Annotated in this window: 13 protein-coding genes; 5 read left to right on the top strand and 8 right to left on the bottom strand. The window is 64.0% G+C overall.

Annotated features, from left to right (window positions below; translation table 11 throughout):
• On the top strand, window positions 1–1,098 hold a 1,098-nt coding region (locus tag FKZ61_RS07275), incomplete at its 5' end, for an O-antigen ligase family protein (protein WP_141609415.1).
• Window positions 1,099–1,206: 108 nt separating this feature from the next.
• Here FKZ61_RS07275 and FKZ61_RS07270 read toward each other — a convergent pair.
• The 3 genes from FKZ61_RS07270 to FKZ61_RS07260 form a co-directional block, all read right to left on the bottom strand.
• Window positions 1,207–1,743: a TlpA family protein disulfide reductase gene (locus FKZ61_RS07270; RefSeq protein WP_141609414.1), complete on the bottom strand. Its 537-nt coding sequence runs from the start codon at window positions 1,741–1,743 to the stop codon at window positions 1,207–1,209.
• Window positions 1,740–3,158 (bottom strand): NADP-dependent phosphogluconate dehydrogenase, encoded by a 1,419-nt coding sequence (gene gndA / locus FKZ61_RS07265; RefSeq protein WP_141609413.1) that lies wholly within the window; start codon window positions 3,156–3,158, stop codon window positions 1,740–1,742. Before gndA ends, FKZ61_RS07270 begins: the two co-directional genes overlap by 4 nt.
• Window positions 3,159–3,302: 144 nt before the next feature.
• On the bottom strand, window positions 3,303–4,565 hold the full coding sequence (locus tag FKZ61_RS07260) for a CHAT domain-containing protein (protein ID WP_229964175.1): 1,263 nt from the start codon (window positions 4,563–4,565) through the stop codon (window positions 3,303–3,305).
• 115 nt (window positions 4,566–4,680) lie between these two features.
• On the opposite strand from FKZ61_RS07260, the gene FKZ61_RS07255 reads away from it, so the two are divergent.
• Window positions 4,681–5,685, top strand: coding sequence for an NAD-dependent epimerase/dehydratase family protein (locus FKZ61_RS07255; protein ID WP_141609411.1), 1,005 nt, complete (start codon window positions 4,681–4,683; stop codon window positions 5,683–5,685).
• Between the two features lie 7 nt (window positions 5,686–5,692).
• Here the strand turns inward: FKZ61_RS07255 and FKZ61_RS07250 are convergent, their stop codons facing one another.
• Window positions 5,693–6,928 (bottom strand): M24 family metallopeptidase, encoded by a 1,236-nt coding sequence (locus FKZ61_RS07250; RefSeq protein ID WP_141609410.1) that lies wholly within the window; start codon window positions 6,926–6,928, stop codon window positions 5,693–5,695.
• 609 nt (window positions 6,929–7,537) lie between these two features.
• On the opposite strand from FKZ61_RS07250, the gene FKZ61_RS07245 reads away from it, so the two are divergent.
• Window positions 7,538–7,759, top strand: coding sequence for a hypothetical protein (locus FKZ61_RS07245; RefSeq protein WP_141609409.1), 222 nt, complete (start codon window positions 7,538–7,540; stop codon window positions 7,757–7,759).
• A gap of 144 nt (window positions 7,760–7,903) precedes the next feature.
• Here FKZ61_RS07245 and galE read toward each other — a convergent pair whose 3' ends face one another.
• Genes galE through FKZ61_RS07225 form a run of 4 tightly spaced genes read right to left on the bottom strand, consistent with a single transcriptional unit; the run spans window position 7,904 to window position 12,605 of the window.
• Window positions 7,904–8,890, bottom strand: a complete 987-nt coding sequence (gene galE / locus FKZ61_RS07240; protein ID WP_141609408.1) for a UDP-glucose 4-epimerase GalE — start codon at window positions 8,888–8,890, stop codon at window positions 7,904–7,906.
• 17 nt (window positions 8,891–8,907) lie between these two features.
• Complete coding sequence (gene melA, locus FKZ61_RS07235; protein ID WP_141609407.1) at window positions 8,908–10,218, bottom strand: alpha-glucosidase/alpha-galactosidase; 1,311 nt, start codon at window positions 10,216–10,218, stop codon at window positions 8,908–8,910.
• Window positions 10,219–10,245: 27 nt separating this feature from the next.
• The gene (melA, locus tag FKZ61_RS07230; RefSeq protein ID WP_141609406.1) at window positions 10,246–11,574 is read right to left on the bottom strand and encodes an alpha-galactosidase; all 1,329 of its coding nucleotides are present in this window, start codon (window positions 11,572–11,574) and stop codon (window positions 10,246–10,248) included.
• A 44-nt stretch (window positions 11,575–11,618) separates the two neighbouring features.
• Window positions 11,619–12,605 (bottom strand): mannonate dehydratase, encoded by a 987-nt coding sequence (locus FKZ61_RS07225; RefSeq protein WP_141609405.1) that lies wholly within the window; start codon window positions 12,603–12,605, stop codon window positions 11,619–11,621.
• A 376-nt stretch (window positions 12,606–12,981) separates the two neighbouring features.
• Between FKZ61_RS07225 and FKZ61_RS07220 the strand changes: the two genes are divergently transcribed.
• Together FKZ61_RS07220 and FKZ61_RS07215 are read left to right on the top strand one after the other, a co-directional pair.
• The gene (locus FKZ61_RS07220; RefSeq protein ID WP_141609404.1) at window positions 12,982–13,998 is read left to right on the top strand and encodes a zinc-dependent alcohol dehydrogenase; all 1,017 of its coding nucleotides are present in this window, start codon (window positions 12,982–12,984) and stop codon (window positions 13,996–13,998) included.
• A 36-nt stretch (window positions 13,999–14,034) separates the two neighbouring features.
• A complete protein-coding gene (locus FKZ61_RS07215) occupies window positions 14,035–14,937 on the top strand; it encodes a sugar phosphate isomerase/epimerase family protein (protein WP_141609403.1) in 903 nt (300 codons plus the stop codon).
• Window positions 14,938–14,980 lie beyond the last annotated feature (43 nt).

Below are 14,980 nucleotides of genomic sequence, written 5' to 3'. Positions count from 1 at the left end.
CCGTGGCAACGCCGGCAGCAGTGGCTGCTGGCCGCCCTGGTCAGCTGGGCGTTGGTCAGCGCGGTTGCCGCAGCCCATGGCGGCGTCGCGCTGCGGGAATGGCGCACGGTCTTCCTGGCGGCCGGCCTCTTCGCCCTGGCCCTGCAGGGGCTCCGCCATGACCCGACCTGGCCGACCTCGGCGCGCCTGCTGCTCGTGGCCTGGCTGGCGGGCAGCACGGTGGTGGCAGCCATCGGCCTGGGGCAGTATGTGGCCGATGCCCAGCTCATCCAGGCAGAAGGCGTACAGCGCATCCGCAGCCTCTACGGCTCCCCCAACAACCTGGCCCTTTACCTGGAGCGCTCCCTGGCTGTGACCCTGGCCCTGCTCCTGTTCACCCGGCGCGGGCGGCTCTGGGTCGTATGGGCCATCCTGGCCGGCGTGCAGGGTGCGGCCCTGCTCCTCACCTTCAGCAAGGGGGCGATCTTCCTGGGCCTGCCGGCGGCCCTGGTTACCCTGGCCCTGGCCGCCTATGGGCAGCGGGTGCCTCCAGGCCAGAGACGACGGATTCTGGCATGGATGGCTGGCATATGTCTGCTCATGGCCCTGGCCCTGACCCCGTTCCTGCACACGGCCCGCTTCCAGGGGCTGCTGGATCTCCGCCAGGGCACCGGTTACCTGCGCCTCCAGCTCTGGCGCAGTGCCTGGCAGATGGCCCTGGATCATCCGCTGCTGGGGGTGGGTCCGGACAACTTCCTCTACAGCTACCGCAGCCAATACCTGCTGCCCACCGCCTGGCAGGAGCCCGACCTCAACCATCCCCACAACTGGATCCTGGACTGGTGGACCCGGCTGGGGCTCCCGGGGCTGGCGCTGGCGCTGGGCTATTTCGGGGTGGGCGTTGCGGGACTCTGGCGGAGCTTGCGGGCGCGGTCGGCCGGGGGGGAAACGAAGGCCCTGGCGACAGGGCTGCTGGCGGCCGTGGCGGCCGGGCTCGCCCACGGCCTCATCGACGCCAGCTACGCGCTGCCGGACCTGATGCTGGTGTGGGTGTTGATCTTTTACCTGGTACAGTCTGGCGTAAATACCGCGGCAGAAATTAAGCGGCACTCCCTCTAGTGGAAACCATCGGCGAATTTCTGCCGGGATTTACTGGCGCCCCTGGGCCTGGAAGAAAGGGGTGGACGGCCAGGAGAGGGGTAGTGCCTGCCAACAGGTGCCAGGCTGTCAGGGCAAAATCTGGGCGACGGCCTCGGCCAGGATGATGCTGTTCATCTCTCCGGTCCAGATGTGGCGGATCACCCCGTATTGATCGATGAAGAAGGTGGTAGGCAGGCCCATCACGTTGTAGCGGTGGGCCGCCTCGTGATCCCTGTCCATGGGGATGACAAAGGTCAGGCCCATCTGTTCCACATACGGGCGAACGACTTCGGGCTCTTCGCCCTGGTCTACGCCGGCAAAGACCACCAGGCCTTCATAGCGTTCCGCCGCGGCCTGAAGCGCGGGCAGTTCCCGCTGGCATGGCCCACACCAGGTGGCCCAGAAGTTCAGGACCACAGGCGTTCCCCGCAGGCGCTCCAGGTCGAAGGTGGAGCCATCCAGGGTGGGCAGGACCAGCGGCGGCGCGGGATGTCCCACAGCGGGTTCCGCTGGCCGGGCCTGGGGCAAGGCATTGGCGGGGACCTGGCTGGCCCAAAGCCAGCCGGTCCCCAACACCAACACCAGGAAAAAAACAAGGGTCCAGGAATTGAACCGATGGCTCATGCAGGTTCCCAGTTGGAATGGAAGATGCCTTCCCGATCCACCCGTTCGTAAGTGTGGGCGCCGAAGAAGTCCCGCTGGGCCTGGATCAGGTTGGCAGGCAGCCGTTCGCTGCGATAGCTGTCGTAGTAGGCCAGGCTGGCACTGAAGGCCGGCACCGGAATCCCCAGGCCCACCGCGGTCTGGACCACGTGCCGCCAGGCGGGCAGGCTTTCGGCCACGGCCTTGCCCAGCTCTTCGTCCAGCAACAGGTTGGCCAGATCCGGCTTGCGGTTGAAGGCCTGGGTGATGCGGTTGAGAAAGCGGGCCCGGATGATGCAGCCGGCCCGCCAAATGGCGGCGATTTCGGCCAGGTTGAGGCCATAGTCGTACTCGGCGCTGGCCATGCGCAGCAGGGCCATACCCTGGGCGTAGGCGCTGATCTTGCTGGCGTAGAGGGCCTGGCGCACGGCGTCGATCAGCGCCTGCTTGTCGCCTTCGTAGCGGGTTTGGGCCGGGCCGGGCAACACCTTGGAGGCAGCCACCCGTTCCTCCTTCAGGCTGGAGATGATCCGGGCCACCACCGCGCTGTTGATGGTGGGAATGGGTGCGCCGATGTCGAAGGCATCCTGGCTGGTCCACTTGCCGGTGCCCTTCTGGGCGGCCTTGTCCAACACCAGATCCACCAGGGGGCGGCCCGTCTCCTCGTCGATGCGTCGGAAGATCTTGGCCGTGATCTCGATCAGGAAGCTGTCCAGCTCGCCCTGGTTCCACTGGTCGAAGATCTCAGCCAACTCGGCAGCCTCAAGGCCCAGGGCCCGTTGGAGAATGTCGTAGGCCTCGGCGATGAGCTGCATGTCGCCATACTCAATGCCGTTGTGGACCATCTTAACGTAGTGGCCCGCACCCCGGGGCCCCAGGTAGGCCACGCAGGGTTTGCCGTCCTCGGGGGCCTTGGCGGCGATGGCCTCCAGCAGATCCCGCACCATCTCCCACGTTTCCCGGGGGCCGCCGGGCATGATGCTGGGCCCCCAGAGGGCACCTTCCTCGCCGCCGCTGATGCCCACCCCCATGAAGTTCAGGTTCTGGGCGGCCAGCTCTTTGCTGCGGCGCTCCGTATCCCGGTAGAAGCTGTTGCCGCCGTCCATGATCAGGTCGCCCGGCTCCAACAGGGGCACCAACCCCTGGATGACGGCATCCACCGCCGGCCCGGCCTTGACCATGATCAGGATCTTGCGGGGGCGTTCCAGGCTCTGGACCAGCTCTTCCAGGGTGGTCGCCGGCACCAGCTTCTTGCCCGGATGCTCGGCCACAAACTTTTCCATGGTCGAGGTGGTCCGGTTGTAGACGGCTACGGTATAGCCGTTGCGCTCCATGTTCAGCACCAGGTTCTGGCCCATCACGGCCAGGCCGATGAGTCCGATATTGGCTTGGGGCATGGTTCTGTCCTTCTTTCTTTTTTAGTCACAGATTGCACAGATGACTCCCCTGCAAAAAATTTTTCACCGCGGAGACGCAGAGGATGCAGCGGAAGTCCAGAGAGAGCTCAGAGAAAACTCAACGTGCTCGTTTACCCAACTCGTTTACCCAGGAGGCTCCGAAGCCCAACGGGCAATGGTCTCCCGGGTTGCCGTGCGGATGCGCAGGCTGTTCAGCCGGAAGGCCACCCGCTGATTCAGTTCGGCCGGCACAGGCTGGGCCGGAAGGGGGCCGTCGCTCAGCAGCACCCCGTCTGGCGTACGCATCCAGAGGATAGGTGCCCCCCAGGCCAGCGTAGAATCGCCCCCCAGGGCCATCCGGGCCGCTGCGACGGCCTCATCCACGGGCCGGCAGCCCGCCACGGCCGACAAAAACGGCTCCAGAAACCCCAGGGCCACTTCCTGGGGCCATTCAAACTGGGTGGCCAACACGGCCGCCATCCCCCGCTGCACCAGGCTCTGGGCGACGTGGACAAAGGCGCCGTAGCCGGTGGCGTATGTGCCCTGGCTGCCCTGCAAGATCACCAGGCGCAGGTCCTGATGATCGCGCATAAGGGCGCCCAGGTGCTGGCCACTCACCAGCCGGCTGCGGCCCATCTCATCCTCGAAGACCAGGTGGCCTTCCCCGGTCTGTTCGTTGAAGAGGCTGTGGCCGATGAAATGGACGATCTGATACCGGCGCTGGCGCAGACGGCGCTGAAACTCAAAAAGGGTGGGGCGGGTCAACCGCTCCAGGATCAGGCGGCCCTCCGCGGCCAGATAGTCCAGGGTATCCACCAGGCCCAGCCATTCCCGCTCCACGTGGACCGGCGGATAGCTGCTGGGGTTGGCGATGACCACCAGGACCCGCAGGGGCCACTCCACCTGGAGGGGCGGGACGCGGTGCATCAGGTGGGTGTAGCGGGAAAAGGTCATGGCCGGCGTGGCGGCCAAAAATTCGTCGTGGACGGGATCCAGGAGAAATTCCCACGGGAGAGAGGCCAGATGGGGCACCGGGTTGGTGTCCAACAGCAGGCGCAGGTGGGCGCGTGACTGGTAGGCCAGATGGCGGCTGGCCCGGTAACAGGCCAGGACGTGATCCTGGAAGAGGGCGTGGAAAAGTCGCTCTCCCCACTGGCGCAGGGTCTCCTCCACACCCTTCGCGGCCTGGGATCCGGGCGCCTGAGGGGCCTCCAGGCTGGCCAGGAGCCGCCGCCACTGGTCCAGGGAAAAGGGGACGGTGAAGGGCATCACGGCCTCGCCGGCGGGCGATTCCACCACCCGGGTTACGTACCCGTCGTCGGTCTCTTCGATGCGCAGGTTGAAATTCAAGTACTGTTCCTCGCTCATGGTGGTGCCATTGTACCGTTGCCGCGCAGCAAGCGTCAAACCCCTCGGCCCCTGCGGGTATCTCCCCGCTTCGAGGCCACCGGGAGGAAGCTGGTATAATGGTTTGCCATAGAGGGCACAGAGAACTGATCATCATTCCAGAAAAGGAGCCGCCATGCACGTACTGGTCACTGGCGGGGCCGGCTTCATCGGCAGCCACCTGGTCCGGGCCCTGCTGGAGCGGGGAGATACCGTCTCGGTCCTGGACAATCTAAGCACAGGCTCGTTCGAGAACATCCGCCCCTTCGAGAAGCACCCGCGCTTTGCCTTCGCCATCGACGACCTCAGCAACGCGCTGGTGTTGGATCGGCTGGCCAGCCAGGCGGACGCCATCGTCCATCTGGCGGCGGCAGTGGGTGTGCAACTGGTGGTAGAGCGCCCCACCGAAACCATTGAAACCAATGTGCTGGGCACCCACGCGGTACTCCGCGCCGCCCGACGGTACCGCTGCCGCACCCTCATCGCCAGCACCAGTGAAGTGTACGGCAAAGGGGTACACATCCCCTTTCGGGAGGACGACGACCTCCTGCTGGGGCCATCCAGCCACAGCCGCTGGTGCTATGCGGCCAGCAAGCTGCTGGACGAATTCCTGGGGCTGGCGGCCTATCGAGAATACGACTTGCCGGTCACCATCGCCCGCTTCTTCAACACCGTGGGCCCGGGCCAGACCGGACGCTACGGCATGGTGATCCCCCGCTTCGTTCGGCAGGCGCTGCTGGAAGAGCCCATCACCGTCTACGGCGACGGAAACCAGACCCGCTGCTTCTGCCACGTGGCGGATACGGTACGGGCCCTGACGGCCCTGCTGGATCGGCCGGAACTGACCGCCGGTGAAATCTACAACATCGGCAGCAGCCAGGAGGTCTCCATCCGGGAGCTGGCCGGGCTGGTCCGAGAGCGAAGCGGCAGCAACTCCCCCATCCACTTCATCCCCTACAGCCAGGCGTACGCACCGGGCTTCGAGGACATGCGACGGCGGGTACCGGACACCGCCAAGCTCCAGCGGGCCATCGGCTGGCAGCCCACCCGCGACCTGCACCAGATCCTGGATGATGTCATCGCCTACGAACGGCAGCGGCTCGCTGATGACGTTCGGCGGCGGGAAGGGGTGGCGGAGTAGCCCTGCCTCAGGCGCCGGGAATGGGGATGACCAGGTCGTAGGGGTAGTTGGACAGGTATTCCAGTTCGCCCGCCTGGTTGAAGGCCACCGAATCCTCGATGCGCACGCCGAAGCCCCGTTCCGGGTAGTATAGCCCCGGCTCCACGCTGAAGACGTGGCCGGGCTGGAAGACGGTATCATTGCCGACCACGTGGCTCAGGCGGGGCTCCTCGTGGATATCCAGGCCGATGCCGTGGCCCAGGCTGTGAACGTAGCCTTCCCGGGTGCCCGGTTGGCTACGCACAGTGGGATGTCCCTTGGCCTCGAAATAGTCGCAAGTCATGAGCTGGGGCTCGCGGCAGGGCTGCCCTACCGCCAGGGAAGCCATCACCCGGTCGAAGATCTCCTTGCACTGCGCCCAGGCTTCCCAGACCTCGTCGGTGGCGTAGCCCAAACTCCAGGTGCGGGTGATGTCGTGGAAGTAGCCGCTGGCAGTCACGGGGAAGAAATCGAAGACGATGCTCTGACCCAGGCGGAGGGGCGCGGCCGGGTCGCCGCTGTTGTGGGGGACCCCGGCATCCCGGCCCTGGCTGAAGATGGTTTCATGATCTTCCCGCAGGCCATGGAAGGCCAGGCGGCTACGGATGAAGGCTTTGACCGCGCCGATGGTGAGCGGCTCGCCGTCCCGGTTCTGCACCACGCCATTCCGGGCCTGGTGTCCCTGGATGAACTCCTGGGTTTCCCCCATGATCAGGCAGGTGAGGCGCCCGGCCTCCCGGAGCTGGTCCAGCTCCCACTCATCCTTGGTTTCCCGGGCCAGGGCGAAGAGGGAGTCCTCGTATTCGCCGACGATCTCCAGCTCTGGCGCGATGGCCTGGAGCTGGCGGAGGAGCACAAAGGCAGCGCCGGCGTCCATGGTTCCATAGACGCCGATACGGCCCGCCAGCCCCTGGTCTTGCATCACCTGGTAGAGAAAGTCCACCATGGCAGCCAGCCGATTCCCCTGGTGTTTCTCCAGCAGCCGATACATGTTGTAGGTCGCGTCCCGGTCCACCAGATGCAGGCCTGTGCGGGCTGCCGTGTCCCGCTCCATACTGCCGTGGAGGAGGGTCAGGGGGCCCTGCCGTCGCTTCACCACCAGGGCCCGTTCCAGGTGGGCACCGCCCGTCAAATAGTTGAGCACCTTATTGCCTGTGGAGTCACCCAGGACCATCAGGCCATCCAGGTTCCGTTCCTCCATCAGGCGGTCGAGGTCTGCTTTCATGAATCGATGGCTCCCTTCGTTGCTCTTGTCACTTTCTTTGCAGAATTCGGTTAGAGTGACATGGGTTCCCGTCACGCCTGGTGCGGATGTCCGGCCAGGAGACCGGACCTACCCTTCCGTGTTCATCGTTCCATGGATGGTGCATTCTTTGTATCCAAATCGAAAAAATTGGGTATTGACGTGGCGACCCCCAAATGGTAAAATCTTACACGAGAGCGTCAAGCTACCTCAAACACTTATACCCTCACACGCCTGCCTGGTCGGCCTCCCCAACCTTAGGCAGGCGTTTTTTTGTTCCCGCGTCGATTTTACTTTACCCCAAAACGCTTCTCACCCTGGAGCCACCAGGAACTCTCCCGACCACTGACTACCGTCTACCTACTCCCATCTACCAATGCACCACCTCAAAAACCCGATCAAACCTACGATTCCCCTACGAAACACAGATGATCGGTCTGAAACTGGTCCATTGCCTGTCCATTTTCCCACGCGTGCGCTTGTGAACTTGCAGACAATTCCCTATAATGCGCCCATAGTTGGGCCTGAAAAGGGCCCTGGTACCCTCGGAGTGCACGGCGACCCGTCCTCATGACTGGAATGGGAGCCGGTTTGGATAGCGTGGAGTCTTATCAGGTGGTCAGAAAAATGGTCAAAAAACATGCGGTCAGTAATGCGATGCTGGGACTTGGCGTCGCCATTCTCCTCAGCTTCATGGGCCTGGAGGTCACAGGCATGTCGGCAGATCCGCTGCTGCCGGCCTTTGCCGCCTTCTGCATCGGCTGCACGGCTGTCCTCGACCGCATCGGTCGGGACAAAATGCAACAGCGGTGAAGCCCGACTGACCTTTTCGCCCCTGGCCTGCCGCAGGTAAGGGTGGCCAGCGCCTCCCTTTCCCCACCGTTTCATTCACTGCCATCATTATCAACCCGGGGGATCCGACGGATCCCCCGGGTTTTTTATTGGTTTGTGGGTGGCTCAACTGGGCCGGTCGCCATAGCCGTTGGGATGGGCCTGGTGCCACTGCCAGGCGCTGGCGATGATGTCCCGCAGGTCGGGATAGCGGGGCTGCCAGCCCAGTTCCCGGCGGATCTTGTCGCTGCTGGCGATCAGGACAGCTGGATCGCCGGGCCGACGGGGGCCCACCTCCGCCGGGATGGGGTGACCCGTTACCTCCCGCGCCACCTGGATGACCTCCTTCACCGTAAAGCCAGCACCGTTGCCCAGGTTGTAGGTCCGGCTGCCCTGGTCCAGGGCCCGCATGGCCAGGATGTGGGCGTCGGCCAGGTCCATGACGTGGATGTAATCCCGCACGCAGGTACCGTCTCGGGTGGGGTAGTCGTCGCCGAAGATAGTGATCTTATCCCGTTTGCCCTGGGCCACCTGCAACACCAGGGGGATGAGGTGGTATTCAGGGTGGTGATCCTCGCCCCGGGTGGGGGATGCACCGGCCGCGTTGAAGTAGCGTAGGGCCGCGTAGCGCAATCCCATGGTCCGGTCCAGCCAGTAGAGCATACGCTCCAGGATGAACTTGGATTCGCCGTAGGGGCTGCCGGGCACGATACGCTCGTCCTCGGCGATGGGCATGCGCTCCGGCTGGTCGAAAAGGTTGGCGGTGGAGGAGAGGATGAAGCGCTTCACCCCATGGGCCAGGGCGCTCTGGAGCAGGTTGAGGCCGTTAGTCACGTTGTCGCCCAGGTAGAGGAAGGGCTTCTCCATGGACTCGCCCACCAGGGTATGGGAAGCGAAGTGCATGATGGCATCGGGCCGGTGGGCGGCCATGACCTCGTCCACCTGGGCCCGGTTGGCCAGGTCCCCTTCCACGAAGGTGGCGTCTGGGTGGACTGCGGCCCGATGGCCCTGGTACAGGTTGTCGAAGACGACCACCTCATCCCCAGCTTCGATGAGCCGCTCCACGGTGATGCTGCCGATGTAGCCGGCGCCTCCGGTGACAAGAACTTTCATGGAGCTCCTTTCATCCTTCAATGATAGGCCGGCAACCAATCGCCGTGGGCCTCGATCAGGTCATCCACCAGGTTCCAGATCTGTTCCAGATCCAGCTCGGCCGCGGTGTGGGGATCCAGCATGGCGGCGTGGTAGATGTGTTCCCGCTTGCCGGTGAGGGCCGCCTCCACGGTGAGGGCCTGGACGTTGATGTTGGTCTGCATCAGCGCGGCCAGGTGGGGCGGCAGGTTGCCCACCGAGATGGGCTGGACGCCGTTCTTGTCCACCAGGCAGGGCACCTCCACGCAGCAGCCTTCCGGCAGGTTGTGGATGAGGCCGTCGTTGGGCACGTTGCCGTTGATCACCCGGGGCGTGCCGGTCTCCATGCTGTGGATGATGCCGGAGCCGTACTCGTGGCTGCGGCGCACCTCGAGCCGGGTCTCGGGGTTCTCCAGATCCTGGCGCATCCGCTCCCAGCTGGCAATCTGGACTTCACAGCGGCGGATGTACTCATCCAGCGGGATGTTGAACTTCTCGATCAGGTCGGGCCGGTCTCGTTTGATGAACCAGGGCACATACTCGGCGAAATGTTCGCTGGATTCGGTGACGAAGTAGCCCAGCCGACGGAAGACCTCGTAGCGCACCAGGTTCCACGCCGGCGCCCGGCCTTCCTCCAACACCTGGCGGATGCGAGGATAGAGATCTTCCACGCCGTCCTCGGTCTTGCGTTCGAAGCGCAGGTAGAAGGCCATGTGGTTGATGCCGGCGCAGACGTAGTTGATCTCCTCCACCGGCACGCCGATGTCCCGGGCCAGTTGGGCCGCGGTGCCCTGGACGCTGTGGCAGAGGCCCACGGTCTTGATCTTGGTGGCCCGGCTGATGGCCCAGCAGTTCATGGCCATGGGGTTGACGTATTGGAGGAAGGTCACGTCTGGACAGAGCTCTTCCATGTCCCGGCACATGTCCAGGAGCACGGGGATGGTGCGCAGCCCCCGCATAATGCCGCCGATACCCAGGGTGTCGGCGATGGTCTGGCGCAGGCCGTATTTTTTAGGGATTTCAAAGTCCGTCACGGTACAGGGCTTGTAGCCGCCCACCTGGATCATGGAGATGGCGTAGTCGGCGCCGTCCAGCGCGGCCCGGCGGTCGGTGGTCGCCTGGATGGTGGGGTGGGCGTCCAGGGCTTCGGCCACCTTGTGGGCCACGATCTCGGAGGTGCGCAGACGCTCCGGGTCGATGTCGTGCAGGCTGATGGTGGCGTCGGCCAGCTCTGGGTAGCTGAGGATGTCCCCCATGAGGTTTTTGGCGAAAACGGTGCTGCCAGCACCGATGAAGGTAATTTTGGGCATTCGGAATTCACTCCTTCAGATCCCTGTTTAAACCTTGAAATGTTTGAACTGGGGCAGGTAGTCCCGGTTCTGCTCGAACATCTCGTTGACCATCTGGCGGATCTCGGCCAGGGAGAGGACGGCGGCCGTCAGGGGGTCGTGGGCGATGGCCTGGTAGACCAGCCTGGGGTTGCCGGTGAGGGCGCCCTCCACTGCCATCTCTTCGATCTGGGCGCTGAGGTTGGTGAGCATGGCGCACTGGGGCGGCAAGGGGCCCACCCGCACGGCCTCCAGGCCGTTGCGGCTGGCCCAGACGGGCACTTCCACGCAGGCGTCTTCGGGCAGGTTAGTGACCAGGCCCTTGTTGGCCACGTTGCCGTTGAACTGGAAGGGTTCGCCGCCCTCCAGGGCATTCACGATGTAGGCCGCGTACTCGTGGCCCCGTTGGAGGTCGATGGGGGTCTCTGCGGCAAACCATTTTTTGGCCTCTTCCCGCCAGGTCTGTTCCCGCTCCTGGTAGCGCTTCACCACATAAGCGTATTCACCCGGGTTCCAGCCGGTGCCGTGGGTGCAGTATTTTTCGATGAGGTCGGGCCGCTTGCGGAACCACCAGTTGTACTCGGAATTGTGGCCGCTGGACTCGGTCACGTAGTAGTCCAGGGCCAGGAACATCTCGTTGCGGACGATTTCCTCGTTGTAGACCTCGGGCCGCTCCGTCACGGCCTTGCGGATCAGGGGGTAGGCGTCCTGACCGTTCCACTCGTAGCGAAGGTACCAGGCCATGTGATTGATCCCGGCACAGGTGTAGGTGATCTCCTCCATGGGAGCGCCGATCCAGCGGGCCAGCATGGCAGCCGTCCCCTGGACGCTGTGGCAGAGACCGGTGAGCTGGATGCGGGTTTCCCGTTGCAGGGCCCGGCAGAGCATGGCCATGGGGTTGGTGTAGTTGAGCATGGTGGCGTGGGGGCAATAGCGTTCCATGTCCCGGGCGATCTCCAGCATGACAGGGATGGTGCGCAAAGCCCGAAAGATGCCCGAGGGGCCCCGGGTGTCGCCGATGTTGGTGTCCACGCCGTACTTTTTGGGGATCTCGATGTCGTGGCGCCAGATGTCCACGCCGCCAGCCAGGATGGTGACCATGACGTAATCGGCGCCGTCCAGGGCTTCGGCCCGGTCCAGGGTGGCTTCCACCCGGGCCGGGTAGTTGCCCAGTTCCACGATGCGCTCCACGGCCCGGCGTGCAAAGTCCAGACGCTCCGGGTCGATGTCCATCAGGGAGATGGTGGCGTCCTGGAGCCGGGGAAAGGTCAGGATATCTCGAACCAGCTTGCGGGTAAAGCCCAGGCTTCCCGCGCCGATGAAGGTGATTTTGGGCATGGTGGTTGGTCCTCTCTGGGGGGGTGTAGGGGAGCCGGGGTTGCCTATTCCGCGTAGACGGCTTCCCGGAGCCCTTTGATGTAGCCGATGGCAAAGAGGCGGCCGATGGATGAGTAGCCGGGCCGGTCGTTGCTGTCCCCCTCCATGGTGGGGACGTGGTCGGGGCGCAGGACGCCGTCGAAGCCGATCTCCTTGTAGGCCCGCATGCAGGCCAGCATGTCGGTCTTGCCTTCGTCGTGGAAGGTCTCCACGAAGTTCTCGGGCGTGCCCCGCACATCCCGGAAGTGGACGAAGAAGATCTTCCCCTGCTTGCCGAAATGGCGGATGACCGAGGGCAGGTCGTCGGTCATAAGGGTGAAGTTGCCCTGGCAGAGGCAGATGCCGTTCACCTCGCTGGGCACCAGATCCAGCAGGCGCTGGAAGTTCTCCACGCTGCGCATGATGCGGCCGATGCCGCGGATGGGCGACAGGGGCGGATCGTCCGGGTGCATGGCCAGTTTGACGCCGGCCTTTTCGGCCACCGGCACGACCCGTTCCAGGAAGTACTTGAGGTTTTCCCAGAGGCGCTCTTCGGTGACCTCGCCGTACTCGGTCAGGGGGGCGTTGCGCATGTACTGGTGGTTGTAGCCGGTGGCCATGGCACCGCCTCGGGCAGGTACGGTGGTGGAGGTGCGCATCCAGTTGAAGACGGCCATCCACTCGTAGCACCAGACGGGGATACCCAGGGCACCCATGTTGCGGATCAGGTCGCAGGCGGCCTCGATCTCTTCATCGCGGCCGGGCAGGCCCAGCTTGGCTTTGTTGAGCGGCGGACGGCTCTCGATGACGGCCAGTTCAAAGCCAGCATCTTCGTAGGCGGTCTTCATGCGCACCAGGGACTGATAGCCCCAGGGCAGCTCATCCCGGTTGCGGGTATTTTCCCAACCTGGCCGGAAATCCATGGTACCGACCACGTGGGTGACGCCGCACTGTTTGACCATGTTCCACAGGGGGGAGGGGTAAGGTGGGAGGACTTCGGCAATTTGAATCATAGGTGACCCCTTTATTGCGCTGGTATCGGTACAGTTTGGTGTCGGTTGGTGAATTCCGGCGACGACGTGAACCCCGGTGCAGTAGCGGTTTTGCCGGTCAGATGGTTGATTGGACGGTGAAGCGAAATTATTGTACCGCGGTCCAGGAATCCAGGCGAAAAAGTGCGGTGGTGCAAACCAGATTGGAGCAACTCAGAAGGGGAAACCCAACAGGCCAACCAACACCATTTTGACAAAGCGCGACCCCGATCCTATACTGTGCCTGGCATACCATCTTTGCAGATTCGGTTCCATTCTGCTATCAATCGTCTGCCCACTTCCCGACTCCGGCAGAAGCCGGCCAATTCCGATACGACCCATCCAAGGACATCCTAATATGAAAGCGCTCGTTTATCAAGGCCCCATGACCATGACCCTGGAGGAGGTCCCCGCCCCTACGGTCGGCGACGACGACATCCTGATCCAGGTCCGCAGCGTGGGCATCTGCGGCTCCGATGTCCACGGCTACATCGGCAAGACCGGCCGCCGTAAGCCGCCCATGATCATGGGCCATGAGTTCAGTGGCCAGGTGGTCGCCGTGGGCAAGGCCGTGCAACGGGTCGCCCCGGGCGATGCGGTGATCGTCTCCCCCATCCAGGCCTGCGGCCACTGCCCCAACTGCCAGGCCGGCCTGACCAACATCTGCACCAACCGCCACGTCCTGGGGGTGGACATCGCCGGCGCCTACGCCGATCAACTGGTGGTCAAAGAATCCATGGTCTACCCCAAGCCAGCAGGCATGAGCTGGCGCCACGCCGCCATGGTAGAGCCCCTCTCCGTGGCCATGCACGCGGTAGAGATCACCCCCATCCCCCTGATGGGGACGGTGGCCATCGTGGGCGCAGGCACCATCGGCCTCCTCACCCTGCTGGCTGCCCGACTGAAGGGAGCCGGCACAGTGATCGTCACCGATAAGAGCCCCCACCGCCTGGAAATGGCCGAAGAGCTGGGCGCTGACCTGGCCATCCATGTGGATCAACAGGATCCCGTGGCGGCCGTGCGGGAGGCCACCGACGGCCTGGGCGCCGATGTGGCCTTCGAGGCCGTGGGCTACGCCCCCACCGTCCAGCAGGCCCTGGCCATCACCCGCACCGGCGGCCACGTGACCTGGATCGGCAACAGCGCCCAGATGATCGAGCTCAACATGCAGGAAGTCGTCACCCGGGAGCTCACCGTACGGGGCACCTACGGCTTCAACAAAGAGTTTCCCCGAGCCATCCAGGCCATCGCCAGTGGCCGGGTCAACGTGGAACCCCTGATCGAACGGGTCGCCCCCCTGGCAGAAGGCCCCCAGATCATCCACGATCTGGCCACCGGCCGCTCCGACCTCATCAAGGTGATCCTGGAGCCGTAACACCGGCCCCAACCGAAACATTTCACAGGAACCCAGATGATGAAAATCGCGGCCTTCCCCAAATGCTACCTGGACGACATTTCGATCCACCGTACCATGAGCGTCTTCGACTGGATCGAGATGGCCAAAGATCTGGACGCCGAAGGCCTGGAGATGTACGTGGGCTTCTTGACCAGCCTGGATGACGCCTACATCGACTCCATCGGCGAGGCCCTGGATAAAGCCGGCTTCGCCATGCCCATGATGTGCTGTTCGCCCGACTTCACCAACCCGGATCCAGACTATCGACGCCGGGAGGTGGAGAAGGAGGCCGAGATGATCCGGATCACCCGGCGCCTGGGCGGCCCGGGCGCCGTCTGCCGGGTCCTGAGTGGCCAGCGCTACCCGGAAGTCTCCGTGGAACAGGGGCTGGAATGGGTGGTATCCGCCATCCAGGAGCTGCTGCCGGTGGCCCGGGAGTACGAAATTGTCCTGGGGTTGGAAAACCACTACAAGGATGGCTACTGGCAGTATCCGGAGTTCGCCCAAAAACAGGATGTCTTCCTGCGCCTGCTGGAAGCCATCCCGGAACGCACCTACTTCGGCGTCCAGTATGACCCCTCCAACGCCATCGTGGCCGGCGATGATCCCATCGAGCTGTTGCGCCGGGTGGCGGACCGGGTGGTGAGCATGCACGCCAGCGACCGCTACCTGGCCGAAGGGACGACCCTGGAGGAGCTGCGCCAGAGCGATGGCACCCTGGGCTATTCCCCCAACCTGCGCCATGGGGTGACGGGCCAGGGGCTCAACGACTATGACGCCATCTTTTCCATCCTGGCCGGCGTGGGCTACCAGGGCTGGGTGAGCATCGAGGACGGCATGAACGGTATGGACGAGATGCGCGCCTCCATCGACTTCCTGAAACGGATGCGGCAAAAATATTTTGGCTCCACCTCGTAAATCTCCAGCAAGGTTTCAACCTGCCATCCTATACGGCGGCGAT

This window comes from Litorilinea aerophila (assembly GCF_006569185.2).
Taxonomy (GTDB): Bacteria; Chloroflexota; Anaerolineae; order Caldilineales; family Caldilineaceae; genus Litorilinea; species Litorilinea aerophila.
Note: the sequence above shows the minus strand (reverse complement) of the source record. Positions and strands in the feature narration are given on the sequence as shown.

Coding starts and splice junctions, on each gene's coding strand:
- FKZ61_RS07270 (WP_141609414.1), bottom strand. CDS start 1,743: ATGAGCCATCGGTTCAATTCCTGGACCCTTGTTTTTTTCCTGGTGTTG.
- gndA (WP_141609413.1), bottom strand. CDS start 3,158: ATGCCCCAAGCCAATATCGGACTCATCGGCCTGGCCGTGATGGGCCAG.
- FKZ61_RS07255 (WP_141609411.1), top strand. CDS start 4,681: ATGCACGTACTGGTCACTGGCGGGGCCGGCTTCATCGGCAGCCACCTG.
- FKZ61_RS07250 (WP_141609410.1), bottom strand. CDS start 6,928: ATGAAAGCAGACCTCGACCGCCTGATGGAGGAACGGAACCTGGATGGC.
- galE (WP_141609408.1), bottom strand. CDS start 8,890: ATGAAAGTTCTTGTCACCGGAGGCGCCGGCTACATCGGCAGCATCACC.
- melA (WP_141609407.1), bottom strand. CDS start 10,218: ATGCCCAAAATTACCTTCATCGGTGCTGGCAGCACCGTTTTCGCCAAA.
- melA (WP_141609406.1), bottom strand. CDS start 11,574: ATGCCCAAAATCACCTTCATCGGCGCGGGAAGCCTGGGCTTTACCCGC.
- FKZ61_RS07225 (WP_141609405.1), bottom strand. CDS start 12,605: ATGATTCAAATTGCCGAAGTCCTCCCACCTTACCCCTCCCCCCTGTGG.
- FKZ61_RS07220 (WP_141609404.1), top strand. CDS start 12,982: ATGAAAGCGCTCGTTTATCAAGGCCCCATGACCATGACCCTGGAGGAG.
- FKZ61_RS07215 (WP_141609403.1), top strand. CDS start 14,035: ATGATGAAAATCGCGGCCTTCCCCAAATGCTACCTGGACGACATTTCG.